Consider the following 22,013-nt stretch of genomic DNA (forward strand, 5'->3'; position numbering starts at 1 on the left):
GTCGTGACGGCCTCTACCTACGGCCGACCCGGCGCAGATGGTGCCGGACCGCGCGCTGGGCCACCGGGCCGAGGTCCTCCAAGGCGGCCACCAGCGCGCCGAGTTGCTCCAGGGCGTCCAGGGCCGCGTGGGCGCCGGCCGCGTCGACGCCTTCGTACAGCTCGATGCCGACGAAGGACGCGGCGACCGCGCGGGCGAGCCCGGCCGGGTCGGCGAACTCGCCGAACGGGGTGGCCGCGAGGACGCGGACGAGCACCTCCTCGATCTCGGCGATCCACAGGTCGAGCCCGGCCGCCGTGGCGGGCCCGAGCGCCTCGTGGGTCTGGGCGCCGGCCAGCAGCTGGCCGAGCAGGGCGACATGGCCGCCCGCGCGCGCCTCCTCGTGGATCTGCCGCCCCACGGTGAGGAGTTCGGAGAGCGAGCCGACCGCGGCGAGGCGGGGGCGGAATCGGGCGACGGCCTGCTCGGCGCCGTACCGGCAGGCGGCGGAGAGGAGTTCGTCCACGGATCCGAAGTGGTAGAAGACCAGCGCCTGGTTGACCCCGGCCGCCGCCGCCACGGTTCGGGCCGAGGTCTTGGCGATCCCCTGCTCGGTGAGCGTCCGCAGCGCGCCCTCCAGCAGCTTGTTCTTGGTCTCCAGGGACTTGGCGGTCTCCGGGCTCACGCGCGCGACTCCTCACGGACCGGCCGCAGCCCCGGCCGTACCCCGCGGCCGCCGAGGTCGGTGTACGACGCCTCGAAGGAGCCCTGGTAGCCGAAGAGCGGCCCGAAGTACCGGTTCACGACCCGCACCCGGACCCGGAAGCGGCCGGCGCGGTCGTCGAAGGACTCGCGCACCTCGGCGGTGGCACCGGCGAGTTCGGGGACGCGGACGTCCACCGGGCCCTCCCTGAAGCGGTGTTCGCCGGAGCGGATCAGCAGGGAGCCGTCGGCCTCGGCGTGGAAGTGCAGCTCGCTGGCGAGGTGCTGGTGGGTGCCGAGGTAGTCGAGGATGCGGTCGCCCTTGGGGCTGAGCACCATCTGGGCGTCGAAGCGGCGGGAGCGGCCGGGCAGGTCGAAGGTGCGCACGAAGCTCACCGTCTCACGGCCGTAGGTGTCCGTGTAGGGCACATTCTCGATCTTGAAGGGCACGTTCCGGGCGGCCTGCGGGACCAGGATGTTGCGGGTGGCGCCCAGCGCCAGGAACGGCTTCACGAACGCCGGCCCGTGCCAGATGCGCTCCATCACGCCCCGGCCGGTGCAGGCCTCGCCGCCGGCCAGGCCGACCGAGAAGCGCCGTTGGAGCTGCGGGTGCAGCCGGTCGAAGTCGGGGCCCATCACGGTGCGGAACATCGAGGTCACGACTGCTCCTCCAGAGTGCGCAGGATGCGCGGGGCGGTCACTCGGCTGGGTGGGGTGCGCAGGCAGCGGCGGGCGGCCGGGGTGGTGGCAAGGGGCGACTTGAAGAAGGCCAGGAAGAGGGTGACGACGAGGAGGAGCGGGACCAGGAAGGCGACGGTGGGCGAGAGGGCGCCGAGGACCGGACCCTGACTCAGGGCGGTGCCGCAGCCGGCGATCGTCAGCGCCCGGGCCGCCATCTCGGCCAGCCAGTTCCACCGCGCCCGTTCCGGGGTGATCCCGCGCTCCAGCCACAGCCGGAGCCGGTCGAAGGACCAGGCGGTCGCCCAGCCCATGAGGGGACGGAAGAACAGGCGGTCGGCGAGCGCGCCGACGGCACCCCACCGGGGCCGGTAGTCGTAGCCGGTGAGGAAGCGGACGCCGTCGGCCACCGGGACGTAACGCCAGTAGCCGCTGCCCTCGGCGAGCAGCGAGAGCGGGTGCGGGGAGGCGAAGCGCAGGGCCGAGGTGCGGGTGCCGTCGGGGCGCTCCTTCTCCCCCGCCGAGACGCCGGTGCCGGCGATCGTCAGGAACGGCAGCACGCGCGTGGCGTAACGGAAGCGCTGCGGCTCGCCTGCCGTGCGCGGGAGGTAGGCGATCTCGGTGAACCTCAGGTCCCAGCGCTGGTGCTGCCCGGGGTTCTGGGTGCGTGCCCACAGTTCGTCGAGGTCGGCGCGGATGTGCGCCTCTATGTAGAGCCCCATCGGTGTTGTACCCCCGTCACCTGGACCTTCGAGTCTCTTTTGAGCGATCGCTCAAACTCTCCGGCGATGACGGTACCCGGTTTTGAGCGACCGCTCAATCACCGGGCAGAAGAAAACCCCGACCGCGAGGGGCCGGGGTTTCCTTTGCCGCTGTCGGCTACGGGGCGAGGTACTGCTCGACCGTCTCCACCTTGCTGGTGAGCCCGTCGGTGACGCCGGGCCGGATGTCCGCCTTGAGGACCAGGGAGACGCGCGGGGCACGCTCCTCGACGGCGGCGACAGCGCGTTTGACGACGTCCATGACCTCGTCCCACTCACCCTCGATCGAGGTGAACATGGCGTCGGTGCGGTTGGGCAGCCCGGACTCGCGGACCACCCGGACGGCGTCGGCGACGTACTCCCCGACGTCCTCGCCGACGCCCAGCGGCGTCACGGAGAAAGCGACGATCATGCCTTCACGACCCCTTCCTGGCGGGCGCGGGCGGCGATGACCTCGTCCTCGGCGGCGCGGCGCAGCTTGCGCTCAGCGAAGAAGCCGCCGGTCGGCAGGACCGAGAGGACGAAGTAGAGGAGACCGGTCCCCAGCGACCACTTGGTGCGGTTCCAGGCGTCCGCCCAGAAGATCACGTACAGGATGAACAGGACACCGTGGATCGCCCCCATCACGGGCACCGCGTTGAAGTCCGTGGTCCGCTTGAGCACCGAGCAGACGAGGAGGATCAGGAAGGAAACGGCCTCCGGGGCGGAGACCAGGCGGAGGCGGCGGATGGCGGTGGCGGTCTTGATGTCCACGAGTCACCTTCGGTGGGAGAGACGTCCACTCTTTGTGAACGCGAGCACAAACGTTCAGCCATTGTGGCAAAGGGGCGGTGCGGACCCCGCGCGGGGGTGGCAGGCTGGGCCGGGCGGCGAAGGGGGCGCGGGTATGGGGTTCGTGTTCTTCATGACCCTGCCGGGGCTGGTGGTGCTGCTCACCGTGGTGGCCTTCGTGGACCAGCTGCTGCTGCGGGCCGGGGTGCTGCCGTGGCGGAACGCCGCCCGGCAGGGCCAGATCTCCGCGACCGGCTTCGAGCAGCTGCACGCGGCGCTCTCCCCCGGCAAGCAGCACGAGCTCAAGGAGCGGCAGAGCGCGCTGGTGCTGCGCGACGACGAGGAGGACGGCGCGCCGCCGAGGTCCACGGTCGACCTGACGGCCGGGACGGCCGTGATACGCCTCCCCGGTGAGCGGCGGCACCTCTGACGGCCGCACCCCTAGGGGACGGATCCGGGGTGATGTCCACCTTCGGGACCTGTCGCCGCCGTCTGCCTGCGGCTACCTTCGCAGCGTGGCGATGTTTCGACTCCAGGGCAGCAAGGTGCTCGCCGTCGAGATGACCGGGGACGCCGTGAAGGCGAAGAACGGCTCGATGGTCGCGTACGACGGGCAGATGGCGTTCAAGAAGCTGAGCGGCGGCGGTGAGGGGCTGCGCGGGATGGTGACCCGGCGGCTCACCGGCGAGCAGATGACGGTGATGGAGGTGAAGGGGCACGGGACGTGCTGGTTCGCGGACCGGGCGTCCGAGATCAACCTGGTCGGCCTGCAGGGCGACAAGCTGTACGTCGAGTCCAGCAACCTGCTCGCGACCGACGCGGGCCTGCGCACCGGCACGACGTTCACCGGCCTGCGCGGCGCCTCCCAGGGCAACGGCCTGTTCACCACCACGGTCGAGGGCCACGGCCAGGCGGCGATCATGTCGGACGGCCCGGCGGTGGTGCTCAGGGTCAGCCCGCAGTACCCGCTGACCGTCGACCCGGGTGCCTACATCGCCCACCAGGGCAACCTCCGCCAGTCCTTCCAGTCGGGTGTGACCTTCCGCACGTTCTTCGGGGAGGGCGGCGGGGAGGCCTTCCAGATCCGGTTCGAGGGGGACGGCCTGGTGTACGTACAGCCGAGCGAGCGCAACACGATCGCGGGGGACGTCTGAGATGGCCCTGCGCGAGGTGAACTCGAAGATGGTCGAGGCGACCGTCGTGCCCGGGCAGCGGCTGTTCAGCCAGCGCGGCGCGATGCTCGCCTACAAGGGCGAGGTGTCCTTCACGCCCAACATCCAGGGCGGCCAGGGCGGGCTGATGTCGATGCTCGGCCGCCGGGTGGCCGGCGAGGCGACCCCCCTCATGACCGTCGAGGGCAGCGGCACGGTCTTCTTCGGGCACGGCGGCCACCACGTCCACGTCATCACCCTCACCGGCGACACCCTCTACGTCGAGGCGGACCGGCTGCTCGCCTTCGAGGGCACGCTGCAGCAGGGGACGATGTTCATGGGCTCCCAGGGCGGCGTGATGGGCATGGTGCGCGGCCAGGTCACCGGCCAGGGCCTGTTCACCACCACCCTCAAGGGCCACGGCGCGGTCGCCGTGATGGCCCACGGCGGGGTCTTCGAGATCCCGGTCACTCCGCAGCGCCCGGTCCATGTCGACCCGCAGGCCTACGTCGCCCACCACGGCGACGTGCGCAACAAGCTGTCGTCCGCGCTCGGCTGGCGGGAGATGGTGGGCCGCGGCTCCGGCGAGGCCTTCCAGCTGGAGCTCAGCGGCAACGGCATGGTGTACGTGCAGGCGTCGGAGGAGAAGCTGTGAGCGCATACGGAGCGGCCGGACCGGTCGTGTACGACCCCATGACCCTCCCCGTCGACGACAACGTCAACAAGTACACCTTCTGCGTGGAGCTCAAGAGCGGCCAGTGGTTCCTGCAGAAGGGGAAGATGATCGCCTACTACGGCTCGATCGACTTCAACGGCATCGGGCACGGCCGTTTGGACCGACTTGTCCGCACGTCTTTTCATTCGCCTCTGCACGCGAGCGACTGGGTGGTGGCGGAGGGCTCGGGCAAGATGCTCCTCGCCGACCGGGCGTTCGATGTGAACTCGTACGACCTGGACGACGGCAACCTGACCATTCGCTCCGGCAACCTGCTCGCTTTTCAGCCAAGTCTCGCGCTGAAGCAATCAATCGTTCCCGGTTTTCTGACCCTTATCGGAACCGGAAAGTTTGTGGCCGCGTCCAACGGTCCGGTGGTGTTCATGGAGCCCCCCATCCGGGTGGACCCGCAGGCACTGGTGGGCTGGGCCGACTGCCCCTCCCCGTGCCATCACTACGACCATGGGTACATGACCGGCGTGATGGGCGGTCTACGTGCGCTGACAGGCCTCGGCGGGGCCTCCGGAGAGGAGCATCAGTTCGAGTTCGTAGGGGCCGGTACGGTCCTGCTCCAGTCCACCGAGACCCTGATGGCCGAGCAGGCCGCGGGAGCGGTTCCGCACGAGCCCGGGGTGCCCGGCGGAGGCGCCCCCTCCACAGGTCATCCACAGCAACCGGGGGCACCGCGCCTTCCCGGACAGCTGGGGGACCTCCAGCGTCGCTTCGGGCTGTGAGCGGTAGTCTGCGGAGTGTGACATCGAACGCGTGCGCACAGTCACACCACCCTCACTAGTTCGCCTTTCAACATTTTAGGTAGACTTCATTCATGGAGACCGAGACGGCCACGCGCTGGCTGACCGATGCGGAGCAGTGCGCCTGGCGCACCCACCTGGAGGTCAACAGGCTGTTGACGTACCAGCTCGAAAAGGACCTGCAGCCGTTCGGCCTGACAATGAACGACTACGAGATCCTGGTGAACCTGTCCGAGTCGGAGGACTACCGGATGCGGATGAGCGACCTCGCCTCCGCCACCCTCCAGTCCAAGAGCCGGCTGTCCCACCAGATCACCCGCATGGAGAACGCGAACCTGGTCCGCCGCGAGAACTGCGAGTCCGACCGCCGCGGGCTGTTCGCCGTCCTCACCGAGCACGGCATGGAGACGATGAAGAAGGTGGCGCCACATCATGTCGCCTCCGTGCGACGGCACTTCATCGACCTGCTGTCGCCGGAGGCACTCATAGAGCTGGACAAGGGCCTGAAGCCGATCGCGGAGCACCTGCGGGGGCAGCGCGGGCGCCCGTGACGAGGAACGGCATCTGAAGACGGCGGACGAGGGTTCAGGTCTCGTCCGCCGTTCGCCGTAGCGTCCCCGTCAGGGGCGCGGGGCCCCAGCCGATATGCGGCTACGCCGCGCGGGCGCGACCAGCCCCACCCGCCCGCGGCCGACCGACAACCCGCACCGCCACGGCGGAGACCAGAGCGACACTTCCCGCCAGTGCGAAGCACATCCCCACCGGCAACCGTCCGACCAGCAGACCGGCCACCACGGAGCCTCCCGAGCTGCCGGCGTTGACCGCCGCGTTCACCCACGCCCCGGCCCGCGTCCGCTCCCCCTCCGCCGCCGTCTCGTCGGCCAGCAGATACGCCGTCGTCAGAGTCGGTGCCACGAACAGCCCCGTCGCCGCCATGGCCACCGCCAGCGTCCAGACACCGGGCACCAGGCCCGCCGCGGCCAGCACCGCGCCCAGCCCCACCGTCAGCCACGCCAGCCGCTCCCCGGCCGGACGGCGCCACTCCACCGCCCCGTTCAGCAGACCGCCCACCGCACTGCCCGCGGAGAGCGCGGCCAGCACCCAGGGGACCGCCGCCTCGCCGTACGACCGTCGCTCGGCGAACGCCATCACCAGCAGGTCTGCCGCGCTCAGCGCGAGGCCGAGGCCGACGGCCGCGATCACCGGGGCCGCCGGGAAACGGCCGGGCCGCCGGCCCGGCTCCCGCTTCGGCGGCACCACACCCCGCACCGCGGGCGACGCCACGAACGCCCATGTGCCGCCCAGCATCAGCACCGCGCTCAGCAGCACCCCCACCGGCGGCGGGCCGAAGCGAAGCAGCAGGCCCACCAGCACAGGACCCGACACGAACAGCAGTTCCTCGGCGACCCCGTCCAGGCTGTACGCCCGCCGCAGCAGCGCCGGGTCGTCGGCCAGGCGGCCCCACACCGCCCGCATGGTGGGGCCCAGCGGCGGGGCGCAGCAGCCCGTGAGCGCGGCCGCCGCGGCCAGCGCCGCCGCAGGAGCGCCGGGGCGCCAGGCCAAGACGGCCAGGGCGCAGAGCAGGACGCTGTAGACCGCCGCCATCGGTGGCAGGGCGCGCCGCGGACCGAAGCGGTCCACCAGGGTCGCCCGGACCGGCAGCAGGACGACCGTCGCGCCACCGAACAGGGCCATCACCACCCCGGACACGGCGTACGAGCCGGTCGCCCGGGTGACCGACAGCAGGACGGACAGCGAGACCGTGCCGTAGGAGAGACGGGCCGCCAGGGCGGCGAAGAAGGTGCGGCGGGCCTGCGGGAGGCCCAGGACGGCGGCGTACGACGGCCGCCGGGCATGCGAAGGGCGCGATGAAGTCAACGCGGACATGAGTGAGTTCCTCGGGCAGAGGCGGAAGAGGGGGACACCTGAGCGCGCCACGGCACGGGGTGTTCACGTGCCGGTGACGGCGCCGGGTGCGCTCTTACGCCAAGGAGAGGAACATGCCGGTCAAGATAGCAGCGCGGGGCCCCAGCCGATATGCGGCTACGCCGCGTGGGCGCGATCAGCCCCCACCGGCCCGCAGCCCGGCGACGGCCCACGCGCCCAGGGCGGCTAGCCCTCCGTCAGGCCCGCCACCAGTTCGTCCGCCGCCCGGTACGGGTCCAGTTCGCCGGCCACGATGCGGTCCGCGAGGGCGTCGATGTGGCGGTCGCCGTGGAGGTCGCCGATGCGTGCGCGCAGGGCCGTCACCGCGATGGTCTCGACCTCGCGGGCGGCGCGGGCCAGGCGGCGTTCCACCAGGACGCCCCGCTCCTCCATCCACGCACGGTGTTTCTCCAGGGCTTCCACCAGCTCGTCGATGCCCTCCGCCCGCGCGGCGACCGTCTTGACGATCGGGGGCCGCCAGTCGCCCGGGCCGCGGGACTCGCCGAGGCCCAGCATGTGGTTCAGTTCGCGGGCCGTGGCGTCCGCACCGTCCCGGTCGGCCTTGTTGACGACGTACACGTCGCCGATTTCGAGGATGCCGGCCTTCGCCGCCTGGATGCCGTCGCCCATGCCGGGGGCGAGGAGCACCACACTCGTGTCCGCCTGGGAGGCGATCTCGACCTCCGACTGGCCGACGCCGACCGTCTCCACCAGGATCACCTCGCAGCCCGCCGCGTCCAGGACACGGATGGCCTGGGGCGCGGCCCAGGCGAGGCCGCCCAGGTGGCCCCGCGTCGCCATCGAGCGGATGTAGACGCCGGAGTCGGACGCGTGGTCGGACATGCGGACGCGGTCGCCGAGCAGGGCGCCCCCGGAGAAGGGGGACGACGGGTCGACGGCCAGCACGCCGACCCGTTTGCCCTGTTTGCGATAGGCGGTCACGAGCGCCGACGTCGATGTCGACTTGCCGACTCCCGGAGAGCCGGTCAGGCCCACGACGTAGGCGTTGCCCGTCAGCGGCGCGAGTGCCGCCATGACCTCCCTGAGCTGCGGGGACGCCCCCTCCACCAGGGAGATCAGACGGGCCACCGCACGCGGTCGGCCCTCCCTGGCCTGGGCCACCAGTGAGGAGACGTCCTGCATCACAGCTCCGTTCGCTCCGTTCGCTGTCGTTCGCTTGCGTTCGCTCAGCGAAACGTACTCAGGCCTTCGGTACCCGCACGATCAGCGCGTCACCCTGGCCGCCGCCACCGCACAGCGCGGCCGCGCCGACCCCGCCGCCCCGGCGCTTGAGCTCCAGGGCCAGGTGCAGGACGAGCCGGGCGCCGGACATGCCGATGGGGTGCCCCAGGGCGATGGCTCCGCCGTTCACGTTCACCTTTTCGGTGGACACGCCGAGGTCCTTCATTGACTGCACGGCGACCGCGGCGAAGGCCTCGTTGATCTCGATGAGGTCGAGGTCGCCGGCCTCCAGGCCCTCCTTCTTCAGGGCGTGGTTGATGGCGTTGGACGGCTGGGACTGCAGGGAGTTGTCCGGTCCTGCCACGTTGCCGTGGGCGCCGATCTCGGCGAGCCACGTCAGGCCCAGTTCCTCGGCCTTGGCCTTGCTCATCACGACCACGGCGGCCGCGCCGTCCGAGATCTGCGAGGAGGTGCCGGCCGTGATCGTGCCGTCGCGGGTGAACGCGGGCCGCAGCTTGCCCAGCGACTCCGCCGTGGTGTCGCCGCGGATGCCCTCGTCCTTGCTGAAGACGACGGGCTCGCCCTTGCGCTGCGGGATCTCGACCGGGGTGATCTCGGCCTCGAAGATCCCGTTCTTCTGCGCGGCCGCGGCCCGCTGGTGGGACAGGGCGGCGATCTCGTCCTGCTCAGGGCGCAGGATGCCGAGGCGGGTGTTGTGCTTCTCGGTCGACTCGCCCATCGGGATGTTCTCCCAGGCGTCGGTCAGGCCGTCGTAGGCCATCGCGTCGAGCATCTCGATCGAGCCGTACTTGAAGCCCTCGCGGGACTTCGGGAGCAGGTGCGGGGCGTTGGTCATGGACTCCTGGCCGCCCGCGACCACGATGTCGAACTCGCCCGCGCGGATCAGCTGGTCGGCCAGCGCGATGGCGTCGAGGCCGGAGAGGCACACCTTGTTGATCGTGAGCGCCGGGACGCTCATCGGGATGCCGGCCTTCACGGCGGCCTGGCGGGCGGGGATCTGGCCGGCGCCGGCCTGGAGCACCTGCCCCATGATCACGTACTGCACCTGGTCGCCACCGATCCCCGCACGGTCGAGGGCGGCTTTGATCGCGAAGCCGCCGAGGTCGGCCCCGGAGAAGGACTTCAGCGAGCCCAGCAGTCGTCCCATGGGCGTACGCGCGCCCGCGACGATCACCGAGGTGGTTCCAGAGGTTCCAGAAGTCATGAGCTGCGAATCCCCTTACCGGCTGCACTGCCGAGGAGTGAACGAGGGTTTACTTCGAATGTATTGCGTGGCACTCCGTGCCGTCATCGGGCCGTCAGTGTGATCGCTGGCACGTTGCGTAACCATCGATGTGGCGCTGCACTGAATCCATGCTGACGCGAATCGACCACATCGGGATCGCCTGCCACGACCTCGACGCGACCGTCGAGTTCTACAAGGCGACGTACGGCTTCGAGGTGTTCCACACCGAGGTCAACGAGGAACAGGGCGTGCGCGAGGCCATGCTCAAGATCAACGAGACGTCCGACGGCGGCGCCTCCTACCTGCAGCTTCTCGAGCCGACCCGGGAGGACTCGGCGGTCGGCAAGTGGCTCGCGAAGAACGGCGAGGGGGTCCACCACATCGCCTTCGGTACGGCGGATGTGGACGGGGACGCGGCGGACATCCGGTCCAAGGGCGTACGCGTTCTGTACGACGAGCCACGGATCGGCTCCATGGGGTCGCGGATCACCTTCCTGCACCCGAAGGATTGCCACGGCGTACTGACAGAACTGGTCACTTCGGCGGCTGTTGAGTCACCTGAGCACTGACCCTCGTACATATGGGCCGGTAGGGTTGGGGGCGGTCGTCCCTTCGCACGTTCGCAGGGCCGGGGCGGCCGCATGCCGGGGTCCGGGTTTCGGGGGACGAGCGTCGGGGCAGCAGCCCGTGCTCCGCCGTTGATCTGACACCATTCCCCGGGGGCCCCGTTCGGCGGATGGACGGAGCTCGTTCGGAAAAGGTTGCGACCAGGGGACGGATGGGACCGCGCAGTGCGGGGCTACGAGAGCCAGGAGCGAGAGCCGGCGGCTGACGTCGACCACCTCACTCGTTTCGAAGCCGAGATGAAACGGCTGAAGACCGAGCGGGAAAAGGCGATCCAGCATGCCGAGGACCTCGGCTACCAGGTCGAGGTGCTGCGCGCCAAGTTGCACGAGGCGCGCCGCACCATCATGTCCCGGCCCGCGTTCGACGGCGGTGACATCGGCTATCACACCGAGCAGCTGCTGCGTAACGCCCAGATGCAGGCCGACCAGATCCGCCAGGAGGCGGAGCGGGTGGCCGCGGAGGCCCGGGCGCAGACCCAGCGGATCCTCCAGGAGCACGCCGAGCAGGCCTCACGGCTCCAGGCCGAGCTGCACCAGGAGGCGGTGACCCGCCGCCAGCAGCTGGACCAGGAGCTGGCCGAGCGCCGGCAGACCGTCGAGTCGCACGTCAACGAGAACGTGTCGTGGGCCGAGCAGCTGCGGGCGCGCACCGAGTCGCAGGCCCGGCGGCTGCTCGACGAGTCGCGGGCCGAGGCCGAGCAGGCCATGACCGCCGCCCGTGCCGAGGCCCAGCGGCTGACCGACGAGGCCCGGCAGCGGCTGACCAATGACACCGAGGCGGCCCGCGGCGAGGCCGAGCAGATCCTGCTGCGCGCCCGCCGGGACGCCGAGCGGCTGCTGAACGCCGCGTCCACGCAGGCCCAGGAGGCCACCGACCACGCGGAGCAGCTGCGCAGCTCCACCGCGACGGAGTCGGACACGGCCCGTCGGCAGGCCGGCGAGCTGAGCCGGGCCGCCGAGGAGCGGATGGCGGAGGCCGAGGAGGCGCTGCGCAAGGCGCAGTCCGAGGCCGAGAAGCTGGTCACCGAGGCCGAGGCGAGCGCCACGAAGGCGCTCTCCAGCGCCGAGGCCACCAACCAGCAGCGCACCCAGACGGCCAAGGAGCAGGTCGCCCGGCTGGTCAGCGAGGCCACCAAGGAGGCGGAGGCCACCAAGGCGAGCGCCGAGCAGGTCGTCGCGGACGCCAAGGCCGAGGCCGAGAAGATCACCGCGGAGGCCTCCGAGAAGGCCCGCAGCCTCACCGCCGAGGAGAGCGCCTCCCAGCTGGCGAAGGCCGCCAAGACCGCCGAGGACGTCCTGAACAGGGCCTCCGAGGAGGCCAGGCAGACCACCAAGGGCGCGGTCGAGGAGGCCGAGCGGATCCGCACCGAGGCGGAGACCGAGGCGGACCGGCTGCGCGCCGAGGCGCACGACATCGCCGAGCAGCTGAAGGGCACGGCGAAGGACGACACCAAGGAGTACCGCGCCAAGACGGTCGAGCTGCAGGAGGAGGCCCGCCGGCTGCGCGGCGAGGCCGAGCAGCTGCGGTCCGACGCGGTCGCCGAGGGCGAGTCGATCCGCGCCGAGGCCCGGCGCGAGGCCGTGCAGCAGATCGAGGAGGCGGCCAAGTCCGCCGAGGAGCTGCTCGCCAAGGCCAAGGCCGACGCCGACGAGCTGCGGCAGACCGCGACCACGGACAGCGAGAAGGTCCGCACCGAGGCCATCGAGCGCGCGACCACGCTGCGCCGGCAGGCCGAGGAGACCCTGGAGCGCACCCGCCAGGAGGCCGAACGGCTCCGCGCGGAGGCCCAGGAGCAGTCCGAGACGATGCAGGCCGGCGCCGAGCGGGCCGCGGCCGAGCTGCGCGCGGAGACCGAGCGGGGCGTCGAGGCCCGGCGCGCGGAGGCCGCCGGGGAGCTGACCCGCCTGCACACCGAGGCCGAGGACCGGCTCACGGGCGCCGACCAGGCGCTGACCGAGGCGCGCGAGGAGTCCGGCCGGATCCGCCGGGAGGCCGCCGAGGAGACCGAGCGGCTGCGCGGCGAGGCCGCCGAGCGGATCCGTACGCTCCAGCAGCAGGCCGAGACCGAGGCCGAGCGGCTGCGCGACGAGGCCGCCGCCGACGCGTCGGCATCTCGCGCGGAGGGCGAGACCATCGCCGTACGGCTGCGGTCCGAGGCCGCGGCCGAGGCGGAGCGCCTCAAGCAGGAGGCCCAGGACACCGCCGACCGGGTCCGTGCCGAGGCGCAGGCGGCCGCGGAGCGGCTGTCCACCGAGGCGTCCGAGACGCTGGCCGCCGCCCAGGAGGAGGCCGCCCGGCGGCGCCGGGAGGCCGAGGAGCTGCTCGGTTCCGCCCGCCAGGAGGCCGACCAGGAGCGTGAGCGGGCCCGCGAGCAGAGCGAGGACCTGCTGGCCCAGGCGCGCAACCGCGTCGAGGAGGCGCAGGCCGAGGCCGTACGGCTGGTCGAGGAGGCGGACCGGCGGGCCACCGAGATGGTGTCGGCCGCCGAACTCCACGCCCAGCAGGTGCGGGACTCGGTCTCCGGGCTGCACGAGCAGGCGCAGGAGGAGATCACCGGGCTGCGCTCGGCCGCCGAGCACGCCGCGGACCGCACCCGGCGGGAGGCCGAGGAGGAGTCCGACCGGGTCCGCGCCGACGCCTACGCCGAGCGGGAGCGGGCCAGCGAGGACGCGACCCGGATCCGGCGCGAGGCGGCCGAGTCGTCCGAGGCGGCGAAGGCGCTCGCCGAGCGGACCGTCGCCGACGCGATGACCGAGTCGGAGCGGCTGCGGTCCGAGGCGGCGGCGCACGCCCAGCAGGTGCGCACCGAGGCTTCCGACACGATCGCCCAGGCGGACCAGGACGCCACGCGCACGCGTGCCGAGGCGCGTGAGGACGCCAACCGGATGCGTTCGGACGCGGCGACCCAGGCCGACACCCTCATCACCGAGGCGCGCAACGAGGCCGAGCTCCTCCAGAACGAGACCATCACCGAGGCCGACCGGGTCCGCGCCGACGCCATCGCCAAGGCGGAGAAGCTGATCTCGGACGCCACCGGCGACGCGGAGCGGCTGCGGGCCGAGGCCGCCGAGACGGTCGGCTCCGCCCAGCTGCACGCCGACCGGACCCGGGCCGACGCCGAGCGGCTCAAGGCGGACGCGGAGGCCGAGGCCGAGCGCATGCTGAACGCCGCCCGCGAGGAGGCGGACCGCACCCTCGACGAGGCCCGCAAGGACGCCAACAGGCGCCGTCAGGACGTGGCCGAGCAGGTCGACACGCTCATCAACGAGACGACCGCCGAGGCCGACAAGCTGCTCACCGAGGCGCAGCAGCAGGCGATGAAGACCACCGCGGACGCCGAGTCGCAGGCCGACACCATGGTGGGCGCGGCCCGCAAGGAGGCCGACCGGCTGGTGTCCGAGGCCACGGTCGAGGGCAACACCCGGGTGGAGAAGTCCCGTACGGACGCGGACGAGCTGCTCGTCGGCGCCCGCCGGGACGCCACCGCCATAAGGGAGCGGGCGGAGGAGCTGCGCGAGCGCATCACCGCCGAGATCGAGGGGCTGCACGAGCGGGCCCGCCGCGAGGCCGCCGAGACCATGAAGTCCACCGGCGACCGCTGCGACGCGCTGATCAATGCCGCCGAGGAGCAGCTCGCCAAGGCCCAGGCCAAGGCCAAGGACCTGGTCTCGGAGGCGAACTCCGAGGCGGGCAAGGTCCGGATCGCCGCCGTCAAGAAGGCCGAGGGGCTGCTCAAGGAGGCCGAGCAGAAGAAGGCCACGCTGGTCCGGGAGGCCGAGGAGCTCAAGGCCGAGGCGATCCGCGAGGCGCGCCGCACGGTCGAGGAGGGAAAGCGCGAACTGGAGATCCTGGAGCGTCGGCGGGAGAACATCAACGGCGAGATCTCCCGTGTCCAGGACGTCCTGGAAGCGTTGGAATCCTTCGAGACTCCGTCGGCCGGCAAGGACGGCGGGGTCAAGGCGGGCAGTACGGTGGGTGCACCTCGATCGGGTGGCAAGTCCTCAGAAGGCTAGAGACCGGGGTCGGTTCTGTAGTGTTCTGGGGCTTTTGATTAAATCTGCGGCAGAGGCTTTGGCAAGCGATCTCACAGCTAGCCACTCAAAAGGGGTGTCATTCTCCAGATCAAACACGTATCCGCTCGATGACACACCGCTTCGGCCCCTAGGATTCCCCCTATCACCTCACCGGTCTCTTTCGACAGGAACCCCATGAGCGACACTTCCCCCTACGGCTTCGAGCTAGTGCGGCGTGGGTACGACCGCGCTCAGGTGGACGAACGGATCTCCAAGCTCGTCTCCGACCGTGACAGCGCTCTCGCCCGCATCACCGCTCTGGAAAAGCGCATCGAGGAGCTCCACCTCGAGACGCAGAACGCCCAGGCTCAGGTGACCGACGCGGAGCCGTCGTACGCCGGCCTCGGCGCGCGTGTCGAGAAGATCCTCCGCCTCGCGGAGGAGGAGGCGAAGGACCTGCGCGAGGAGGCCCGCCGGGCCGCCGAGCAGCACCGCGAGCTCGCCGAGTCGGCGGCCCAGCAGGTGCGCAACGACGCAGAATCGTTCGCTGCGGAGCGCAAGTCCAAGGCCGAGGACGAGGGCGTCCGGATCGTCGAGAAGGCCAAGAGTGACGCCTCGCAGCTGCGCTCCGAGGCCCAGAAGGACGCGCAGTCCAAGCGCGAGGAGGCGGACGCCCTCTTCGAGGAGACCCGGGCGAAGGCCGCGCAGGCCGCCGCCGACTTCGAGACGAACCTCGCCAAGCGCCGCGAGCAGTCCGAGCGTGACCTGGCGTCCCGCCAGCAGAAGGCCGAGAAGCGCCTCGCGGAGATCGAGCACCGCGCGGAGCAGCTGCGGCTGGAGGCCGAGAAGCTACGCACCGACGCCGAGCGCCGTGCCCGCCAGACCGTCGAGACGGCTCAGCGCCAGGCCGAGGACATCGTTGCGGACGCGAACGCCAAGGCCGACCGGATCCGCTCGGAATCCGAGCGTGAGCTCGCCGCGCTGACGAACCGCCGCGACAGCATCAACGCCCAGCTGACCAACGTCCGCGAGATGCTGGCGACGCTGACGGGTGCCGCGGTGGCCGCCGCCAGCTCCCCGGCGGAGGACGAGCCGATCTCCCGCGGGGTCCCGGCTCAGCAGGCCCGGTAAGCGTTAGCGACATCAAAGGCCCGCATTCCCTTCGGGGGGTGCGGGCCTTCGTCGTACGGGTGCGGGCCCGGTGGGGGCGCACCCGGCCGCCGCGGTCAAGTGGCAGCCCCCGAACCCCGGTCTTAGCGTGGCCGCATGATCGAGCTGGCGGGCCTGACCAAGCGCTACGGCGACAAGACGGCGGTCGACGACCTCACGTTCACCGTCAGACCCGGCATCGTGACCGGGTTCCTCGGGCCCAACGGTGCCGGGAAGTCCACCACGATGCGGATGATCCTCGGGCTCGACCACCCGACGGCCGGCCGGGTGCGGATCGACGGCAAGCGGTACGAGCAGCTCAAGGACCCGCTGACGTACATCGGGGCGCTGCTCGACGCGAAGGCCGTGCACGGCGGGCGCAGCGCCTTCAACCACCTGCTCTGCCTCGCGCAGAGCAACGGGATCCCGCGGGCGCGGGTGGCCGAGGTGCTCGACACCGTCGGGCTGACGGCGGTGGCGCGGAAGAAGGCCAAGGGGTTCTCGCTCGGCATGGGGCAGCGGCTCGGGATCGCGGGGGCGCTGCTCGGCGATCCGCGGATCCTGATGTTCGACGAACCGGTCAACGGTCTCGACCCCGAGGGCATCCACTGGATCCGGAACCTGATGAAGACCCTGGCCGCCCAGGGCCGGACCGTGTTCGTCTCCTCGCACCTGATGAGCGAGATGGCGCTGACCGCCCAGCACCTGGTCGTCATCGGGCAGGGCCGGCTGCTCGCCGACACCTCCATGGCGGACTTCATCCGGATGAACTCACGGTCGTACGTCCGGGTCCGCTCCCCGCAGCGCGAGCGGCTGCTCGACGTGCTGCACGGGGCCGGGATCACCGTCGTCGAGACCGGGACCGGAGCCCTGGAGGTGGAGGGCGGGAAGGCCGAACCGATCGGGGAGCTGGCCGCGCAGAACGGGATCGTGCTGCACGAGCTGAGCATCCAGCAGGCCTCCCTTGAGGAGGCGTTCATGCAACTGACGGCGGAGTCCGTGGAGTACCACGCGCACGCCGACTCGCCCCCGGTGCCACAGGCCTGGGGCACCGACTGGGACAAGGGAGCGTGACATGGCCGTCGTCACCCACGTCGTGCGGTCCGAGTGGACCAAGATCCGGTCCGTCGCCTCGACGGTGTGGACGCTGTCCCTGGCCGTGGTGGTCACCGTGGCGCTCGGGATGCTGCTCTCCGCGCTCGCGAACAGCCAGTTCTCCAACATGCCCGCCCGTGAACGGCTCTCCTTCGACCCGACGAACATCAGCTTCGCCGGGATGACCCTCGGGCAGCTGGCGATGATCGTGTTCGGGGTGCTGGTCGTCTCCAACGAGTACAGCACCGGGATGATCAGGGTCTCGCTGGCCGCAGTGCCGCAGCGGGCCACCTTCCTGTTCAGCAAGATCGCGGTGGCCGCCGGCCTCGTGCTGGTGGTCGGCATGGTGACCAGCTTCGCCGCCTTCTTCCTCGGGCAGGCCATGCTCGGCTCCCACCGGGCCCACCTCGGCGACCCCGGGGTGCTGCGCGCGGTCGTCGGCGGCGGGCTCTACATGACGCTCATCGCGATGTTCTCCATGGGCGTGGCCGCGATGCTGCGCTCGCCGATGCTGTCGCTGGGCATCCTGATGCCGTTCTTCTTCCTGATCTCCAACATCCTCGGCAACGTCGACGCGACCAAGAAGATCGGCCGGTTCCTGCCGGACCAGGCGGGCAGCCACATCATGCAGGTGGTGCCGAGAGCCGGCGACGACGTCCCCTACGGGCCCTGGGGCGGGCTCGGGATCATGGGGCTGTGGGTGATCGCGGCGCTGGCCGGCGGGTACGTCCTGCTGAAGCGGCGCGACGCCCAGTAACCGGGTCCGTGACCGGGTCCGTCGCCGGGTCCGTCGCCGGAAGTCTTTGCATGCTCTTGGGCGGAACCGTCAGCTCCCCGATATCCTCCTAACCCTTACGGGGGGCGTCTGCCCCATGTCCTGATCCTTTCGATGGGTGCGGAGCATGATCGAGGCTGTAGGCCTGACCAAGCGCTACGGCGACAAGACCGCCGTGTACAACCTTTCCTTCCAGGTACGACCCGGGGCCGTCACCGGCTTCCTCGGGCCGAACGGTTCGGGCAAGTCGACGACCATGCGGATGATCCTGGGTCTGGACAACCCGACCGCCGGTTCGGTGACGATCGGCGGCTTCCCGTACCGCAAGCTGCCGAACGCCGCCCGCCAGGTCGGCGCCCTGCTCGACGCCAAGGCGGTGCACGGCGGCCGGTCCGCCCGCAACCACCTGCTCTCGCTGGCCCAGCTGTCCGCCATCCCGGCCCGCCGGGTCGACGAGGTGCTCGGGGTGGTGGGCCTCCAGGATGTGGCCGGAAAGCGCTCCAAGGGCTTCTCGCTCGGCATGGGCCAGCGCCTCGGCATCGCCGCCGCGCTGCTCGGCGACCCCCAGGTGCTGCTCTTCGACGAGCCGGTCAACGGCCTCGACCCCGAGGGCATCCTCTGGGTGCGCAACCTGATGAAGTCCCTCGCCGCCGAGGGCCGGACGGTGTTCGTCTCCTCCCACCTGATGAGCGAGATGGCGCTGACCGCCGACCACCTCATCGTCATCGGCCGGGGCCAGCTGCTCGCCGACATGAGCGTGACCGACTTCATTTCGGCCAACTCCGCCGACTTCGCGCGGGTCCGCACCCCGGACACCGAGCCGCAGCTGCGCGAGAAGCTCAGCTCGGCGCTGACCGAGGCCGGCGGCCATGTCCTGCCGGAGCAGGACGGGGCGCTCCGGGTGACCGGGCTGCCGCTGCCCCGGATCAGCGACCTCGCGCACGAGGCGGACGTACGGCTGTGGGAGCTGTCCCCGCACCAGGCGTCGCTGGAGGAGGCGTACATGCGGATGACGCAGGGCGCCGTCGACTACCGGTCCTCGATCGACCAGAAGGCCGGCCTCCAGCAGCCCCTGCCGCCGGGTGCCCAGCCGCCGATGCCGGTGCCCGGACAGGGCCAGCCGGGCTGGTACGCCCCGCCGCCGCCCCAGCAGGGCGGCCGGCCGTTCGCGGGGCCGTACGGCGCGCCGGGGGCGCCCGCCGCGCCCGAGAGCGGGTACGGCGCCCCGCAGAGCCCCTACGGGCCTCCTCAGGCCGCTCCGAACCCCTACGCCGCGCCGACGCCGGCTCCCGCCCCGGCGCCCGCGGCCGGACCGGCGCAGCCGGCCCCCGCCGCCGCGCCTGCCCCCGCTCCCGCCGACCTGACCAAGCCCGAGGACGCCCGATGAGCACCCACCAGCCTCCGCTGCCGCAGGCCGCCCCGTCCGCGCCCGACTGGCAGGCGGCGCCCGGCGGTTCGTACCCCGGCTACGTGTCGCCGATCCCGGTGGTGCGCACCCACCTCAGGCACGCGATCGCCTCCGAGTGGACGAAGATCAGGTCGGTGCGTTCGACGATCTGGACGCTCGGCGTCTTCGTTCTCCTGGTGATCGGCATCGGCCTCCTTGCCGGCGCGGTGGTCAGCAACTCCTCGTCCTCGTCCGACGACCTGTCCGGCAGCAACGCGCTCTCGCTCGGCTTCTTCGGACTGCTGCTCGGCAGCATGTGCATCATCACGCTCGGCGTGCTGACGACCGCCTCGGAGTACGGCACGGGCATGATCCGTACGACGATGGTGGCCTGCCCCTCCCGCGCGCGCGTGCTCGCGGCGAAGGCGATCGTCTTCTTCGCGGTCGCATTCGTGATCACCCTCGCGGCCAGCGCGTTCGTGGCCATGACGCAGGTGTCGATGCTGAGCGACATGGCCCGGACGCCGACCGGCGGGGAATGGCTGAAGGGCACCGTCGGCGTCAGCCTCTACATCGCGCTGCTCGGACTGCTCTCGCTGATCATCGGTTCGATCATCCGGCACTCGGCGGGCGCCATCACCATCATGATCGGCGCGGTGCTCGCCCCGCTGGTGATCGCACTGTTCATGTTCTCCCAGTCCCTGGAGAAGGTGCGCACGGCCCTGTTCGAGTACTCGATCCCGAACCAGCTGAGCGTCTTCTACTCCAACTCCCTCAGCGATTCCGGCCCTTCGGGCTGGGACCCGCTGTGGATCATCCTCGGCGTGACGGCCGTCGCGTTCGCGGGCGCGTACGCGCTGCTCGAGAAGCGGGACGTGTAGGACTTAAAGAGGCCTGTACGGCGCTCAGAACTTCGGCGCGTTCCTGGACCGCTGCACCCGCGTGGTGCGGCGGTCCTTCGCGTTCCAGCACGCCTTGTGCCAGTGCCGGCGCTCGTCCACGCCCGAGTGCTCCGGCCAGGCCACCACGTGCGGGACGCCGGAGGCGATCACCTGGTCGCAGCCCGGGCAGCGGTACGTCTTGCCGATCGCGCTGGCGCCGGCCACGTGCCGGACGCTCCACTCCTCGCCCTGCCAGCTCTCGGTGGACTGCCAGCCGCCGTAGCGGTCCGCGCGGTCGTCCTCGGCGCTCCGGCCGGACGAGGCCGCTCCGTTCGGGCCCTTGGGTCGGTTGCGACGCGGGGACACGGGACACCTCTCGGGGCTATACAGGAAGCATGGGCTGTGTCCAGCCTACGACGCGCGCACGGGGGTACGCGTAGGGCACCAACCCACACAAGTCCCCCTCCCAGGCGACCCATTCTCCAGACAATCCGCAAATCCCTCCGCCAGGCCGTGTCCTCGGCACGTGTCGGACGGTTATGCCCGGTGGGGGAGCTCCGGGTCGGAGCCAGGAAAGCAGGAAGAAACGATGCGCGTAGGTAGTTTTGTGCTGGCCGCCCAGTTCCCGGGCCAGGGCCAGGGGGAGGCCCTGCACCGGGCGGTGCGCACGGCGGAGGTGGCCGAGGAGTCCGGTCTGGACGCGGTCTGGCTGGCCGAGCACCACTTCGTGCCGTACGGCACCTGCCCGTCGGCGGTCACGCTGGCGGCTTTGCTGCTGGGCCGTACCCGGCGGCTGCGGGTCGGCACGGCGGTGAGCGTGCTGCCCACCGTCCACCCGGTCGCCCTCGGCGAGCAGGCCGCGCTGCTGCACATGACGAGCGGCGGCCGCTTCACGCTGGGCGTGGGGCGGGGCGGTCCGTGGGTGGATCTGGAGGTCTTCGGATCCGGCCTGGAGGCGTACGAACAGGGCTTCCCCGAATCACTCGATCTACTGATGCGCTGGCTGCGCGAACCGACCGTGTCAGCCTCCGGACCGCGCTTCTCGTTCCGTGAAGTCCCCGTCGTACCGCGCCCGTCGGAGGCGCTGACGGACGCACCGGGACCGGAGGTGGTGGTCGCCTGCACCTCCGCGGCGAGCATCCGGCTGGCCGCCGAGCGGGGGCTGCCGATGCTGCTCGGGATGCACGTCGGCGACGAGGAGAAGGCCGAGATGGTCGCGCTGTGGCGGGAGCACGCGCGGGCGGCCGGGCGGTCCGGCGACGAGATCGCCGGGGCGGCCCATGTCTCGGCCGGCGTCTGCCAGATCGCGGACAGCCGCACCGACGCCGCGGAGACCCTGACGAAGGCGATGCCGGGCTGGCTGAAACAGGGCCTGGAGGCGCATGTGACGGTGGACGGCCGGTTCCGATCGATGCGGGATCCGCTCGCGTACACCGAACTGCTCTGCGGACTCCACCCGGTGGGTACCCCGCGGCTGTGCGCCGACCGGCTGGCCGCGACCTCCGAGCGGACCGGCATCTCCCGTTTCGCCCTGCTGACCGAGGGCTCGGGGGATCTGGCGGCCACGGAGGAGAACGTACGACGGCTGGGTGCCGAGGTACTGCCGCACCTCCGGTGACCTCACCGCCGCGGGGAGCTTGCCGCCCCAGTGACTGATGCACCTCCCGCGTGTGGAGCGGCAAGCAAGCGGCTCACTGCGTCAGCAGTGGCGGAGCACGGCGTCAGCAGTCCCGCAGTTCCGGGGACTGGTTCAGCAGCTGATTGCGCACAGAGGTGAAGCGGGCCAGCGTCTCGTCGACCGAGGCGTCCAGCGGGAACACCGCCACACGGTGGCAGTTCTGGAAGGCCAGCCGCACACCGAAGTGCCGCTGCAGGGCGCCGCGTATGGCGTCACTCGCGAGCGCACGCAGCAGCTGACCGCGTGCCTGCTCGTCCGGCGGGGGCGTCTGGTTGTCGGCGAACTCTCCGCCGTCCACCTTCAGCTGGGCCACCAGGGAGCTGATCATCTCCCATGCGTAAGGCAGGGAGGTCCGGACGCAGTCGACGAAATCTGCTTCGTCGACCTCGCCTCGCTCGGCCTGTTCGAGTAGGGCCGGTGAGACGTCGAGCGACATGGGTACTCCTCTCGCACCCCCGAACAGCAGGGGTTGGCGGACAGGTAAGGGAGTTCGCGATACCGAACACGCTGAGTACACACTTCGCGACCTCCCGTTTACTACGGTA

23 protein-coding genes are annotated in these 22,013 nt (G+C 71.2%); 13 read left to right on the forward strand and 10 right to left on the reverse strand.

Annotated elements, in window-relative coordinates; genetic code table 11:
* Positions 1-13: 13 nt before the first annotated feature.
* The 5 genes from ABT137_RS31880 to ABT137_RS31900 form a co-directional block, all read right to left on the reverse strand.
* Positions 14-664, reverse strand: a complete 651-nt coding sequence (locus tag ABT137_RS31880) for a TetR/AcrR family transcriptional regulator (protein WP_351714578.1) — start codon at positions 662-664, stop codon at positions 14-16.
* Complete coding sequence (locus tag ABT137_RS31885; RefSeq protein WP_351714579.1) at positions 661-1,341, reverse strand: DUF4166 domain-containing protein; 681 nt, start codon at positions 1,339-1,341, stop codon at positions 661-663. The genes ABT137_RS31880 and ABT137_RS31885 overlap by 4 nt, the downstream gene beginning before the upstream one ends.
* A complete protein-coding gene (locus ABT137_RS31890; protein ID WP_351714580.1) occupies positions 1,338-2,081 on the reverse strand; it encodes a hypothetical protein in 744 nt (247 codons plus the stop codon). Before ABT137_RS31890 ends, ABT137_RS31885 begins: the two co-directional genes overlap by 4 nt.
* Positions 2,082-2,238: 157 nt before the next feature.
* The gene (locus tag ABT137_RS31895; protein WP_351714581.1) at positions 2,239-2,532 is read right to left on the reverse strand and encodes an MTH1187 family thiamine-binding protein; all 294 of its coding nucleotides are present in this window, start codon (positions 2,530-2,532) and stop codon (positions 2,239-2,241) included.
* Positions 2,529-2,873: a DUF3817 domain-containing protein gene (locus ABT137_RS31900; RefSeq protein WP_351714582.1), complete on the reverse strand. Its 345-nt coding sequence runs from the start codon at positions 2,871-2,873 to the stop codon at positions 2,529-2,531. Before ABT137_RS31900 ends, ABT137_RS31895 begins: the two co-directional genes overlap by 4 nt.
* A 133-nt stretch (positions 2,874-3,006) precedes the next feature.
* Here ABT137_RS31900 and ABT137_RS31905 point away from each other — a divergent pair, with 133 nt between their 5' ends.
* The 5 genes from ABT137_RS31905 (at position 3,007) to ABT137_RS31925 (ending at position 6,060) form a co-directional block, all read left to right on the forward strand.
* Positions 3,007-3,321 carry a DUF6191 domain-containing protein gene (locus tag ABT137_RS31905; RefSeq protein WP_351714583.1) on the forward strand — a complete coding sequence of 105 codons (315 nt, stop codon included), beginning with the start codon at positions 3,007-3,009 and terminating at the stop codon, positions 3,319-3,321.
* 91 nt (positions 3,322-3,412) lie between these two features.
* The gene (locus ABT137_RS31910; RefSeq protein WP_351714670.1) at positions 3,413-4,045 is read left to right on the forward strand and encodes an AIM24 family protein; all 633 of its coding nucleotides are present in this window, start codon (positions 3,413-3,415) and stop codon (positions 4,043-4,045) included.
* Between the two features lies 1 nt (position 4,046).
* Entirely contained in the window at positions 4,047-4,697 is a 651-nt protein-coding gene (locus ABT137_RS31915; RefSeq protein ID WP_351494366.1) for an AIM24 family protein, read from the forward strand.
* A gap of 38 nt (positions 4,698-4,735) precedes the next feature.
* Entirely contained in the window at positions 4,736-5,491 is a 756-nt protein-coding gene (locus ABT137_RS31920) for an AIM24 family protein (protein ID WP_502984604.1), read from the forward strand.
* 92 nt (positions 5,492-5,583) lie between these two features.
* Positions 5,584-6,060, forward strand: coding sequence for a MarR family winged helix-turn-helix transcriptional regulator (locus tag ABT137_RS31925; protein WP_089098733.1), 477 nt, complete (start codon positions 5,584-5,586; stop codon positions 6,058-6,060).
* A 100-nt stretch (positions 6,061-6,160) separates the two neighbouring features.
* Here ABT137_RS31925 and ABT137_RS31930 read toward each other — a convergent pair whose 3' ends face one another.
* From ABT137_RS31930 to ABT137_RS31940, 3 genes are all read right to left on the reverse strand, one after another.
* On the reverse strand, positions 6,161-7,396 hold the full coding sequence (locus tag ABT137_RS31930) for an MFS transporter (protein ID WP_351714585.1): 1,236 nt from the start codon (positions 7,394-7,396) through the stop codon (positions 6,161-6,163).
* A gap of 225 nt (positions 7,397-7,621) precedes the next feature.
* A complete protein-coding gene (gene meaB, locus ABT137_RS31935; RefSeq protein WP_351714586.1) occupies positions 7,622-8,578 on the reverse strand; it encodes a methylmalonyl Co-A mutase-associated GTPase MeaB in 957 nt (318 codons plus the stop codon).
* Between the two features lie 58 nt (positions 8,579-8,636).
* Positions 8,637-9,842 (reverse strand): acetyl-CoA C-acetyltransferase, encoded by a 1,206-nt coding sequence (locus ABT137_RS31940; protein ID WP_351714587.1) that lies wholly within the window; start codon positions 9,840-9,842, stop codon positions 8,637-8,639.
* Between the two features lie 149 nt (positions 9,843-9,991).
* Between ABT137_RS31940 and mce the strand changes: the two genes are divergently transcribed.
* The 7 genes from mce (at position 9,992) to ABT137_RS31975 (ending at position 19,790) form a co-directional block, all read left to right on the forward strand.
* Positions 9,992-10,432: a methylmalonyl-CoA epimerase gene (gene mce, locus ABT137_RS31945; RefSeq protein ID WP_351714588.1), complete on the forward strand. Its 441-nt coding sequence runs from the start codon at positions 9,992-9,994 to the stop codon at positions 10,430-10,432.
* A gap of 222 nt (positions 10,433-10,654) precedes the next feature.
* Positions 10,655-14,503, forward strand: a complete 3,849-nt coding sequence (gene scy / locus ABT137_RS31950) for a polarized growth protein Scy (protein ID WP_351714589.1) — start codon at positions 10,655-10,657, stop codon at positions 14,501-14,503.
* A gap of 195 nt (positions 14,504-14,698) precedes the next feature.
* The gene (locus ABT137_RS31955) at positions 14,699-15,634 is read left to right on the forward strand and encodes a coiled-coil domain-containing protein (RefSeq protein WP_351714591.1); all 936 of its coding nucleotides are present in this window, start codon (positions 14,699-14,701) and stop codon (positions 15,632-15,634) included.
* A 135-nt stretch (positions 15,635-15,769) separates the two neighbouring features.
* A complete protein-coding gene (locus ABT137_RS31960; protein ID WP_351714593.1) occupies positions 15,770-16,726 on the forward strand; it encodes an ATP-binding cassette domain-containing protein in 957 nt (318 codons plus the stop codon).
* 1 nt (position 16,727) lies between these two features.
* A complete protein-coding gene (locus ABT137_RS31965) occupies positions 16,728-17,504 on the forward strand; it encodes an ABC transporter permease (protein WP_351714594.1) in 777 nt (258 codons plus the stop codon).
* Positions 17,505-17,649: 145 nt separating this feature from the next.
* Entirely contained in the window at positions 17,650-18,909 is a 1,260-nt protein-coding gene (locus ABT137_RS31970; protein ID WP_351714595.1) for an ABC transporter ATP-binding protein, read from the forward strand.
* The gene (locus tag ABT137_RS31975; protein WP_351714596.1) at positions 18,906-19,790 is read left to right on the forward strand and encodes an ABC transporter permease; all 885 of its coding nucleotides are present in this window, start codon (positions 18,906-18,908) and stop codon (positions 19,788-19,790) included. The genes ABT137_RS31970 and ABT137_RS31975 overlap by 4 nt, the downstream gene beginning before the upstream one ends.
* A 24-nt stretch (positions 19,791-19,814) precedes the next feature.
* On the opposite strand, the gene ABT137_RS31980 is transcribed toward ABT137_RS31975, so the two are convergent.
* The gene (locus ABT137_RS31980; protein ID WP_351714597.1) at positions 19,815-20,156 is read right to left on the reverse strand and encodes an Rv1322 family protein; all 342 of its coding nucleotides are present in this window, start codon (positions 20,154-20,156) and stop codon (positions 19,815-19,817) included.
* 223 nt (positions 20,157-20,379) lie between these two features.
* On the opposite strand from ABT137_RS31980, the gene ABT137_RS31985 reads away from it, so the two are divergent.
* The gene (locus ABT137_RS31985) at positions 20,380-21,408 is read left to right on the forward strand and encodes an LLM class flavin-dependent oxidoreductase (protein WP_351714598.1); all 1,029 of its coding nucleotides are present in this window, start codon (positions 20,380-20,382) and stop codon (positions 21,406-21,408) included.
* A 103-nt stretch (positions 21,409-21,511) separates the two neighbouring features.
* Here ABT137_RS31985 and ABT137_RS31990 read toward each other — a convergent pair whose 3' ends face one another.
* Positions 21,512-21,904 carry an SCO5389 family protein gene (locus tag ABT137_RS31990; protein WP_093499046.1) on the reverse strand — a complete coding sequence of 131 codons (393 nt, stop codon included), beginning with the start codon at positions 21,902-21,904 and terminating at the stop codon, positions 21,512-21,514.
* Positions 21,905-22,013: the final 109 nt, after the last annotated feature.

The sequence above is a fragment of the Streptomyces sp. NPDC001980 genome, assembly GCF_040296885.1.
Taxonomy (GTDB): domain Bacteria; phylum Actinomycetota; class Actinomycetes; order Streptomycetales; family Streptomycetaceae; genus Streptomyces.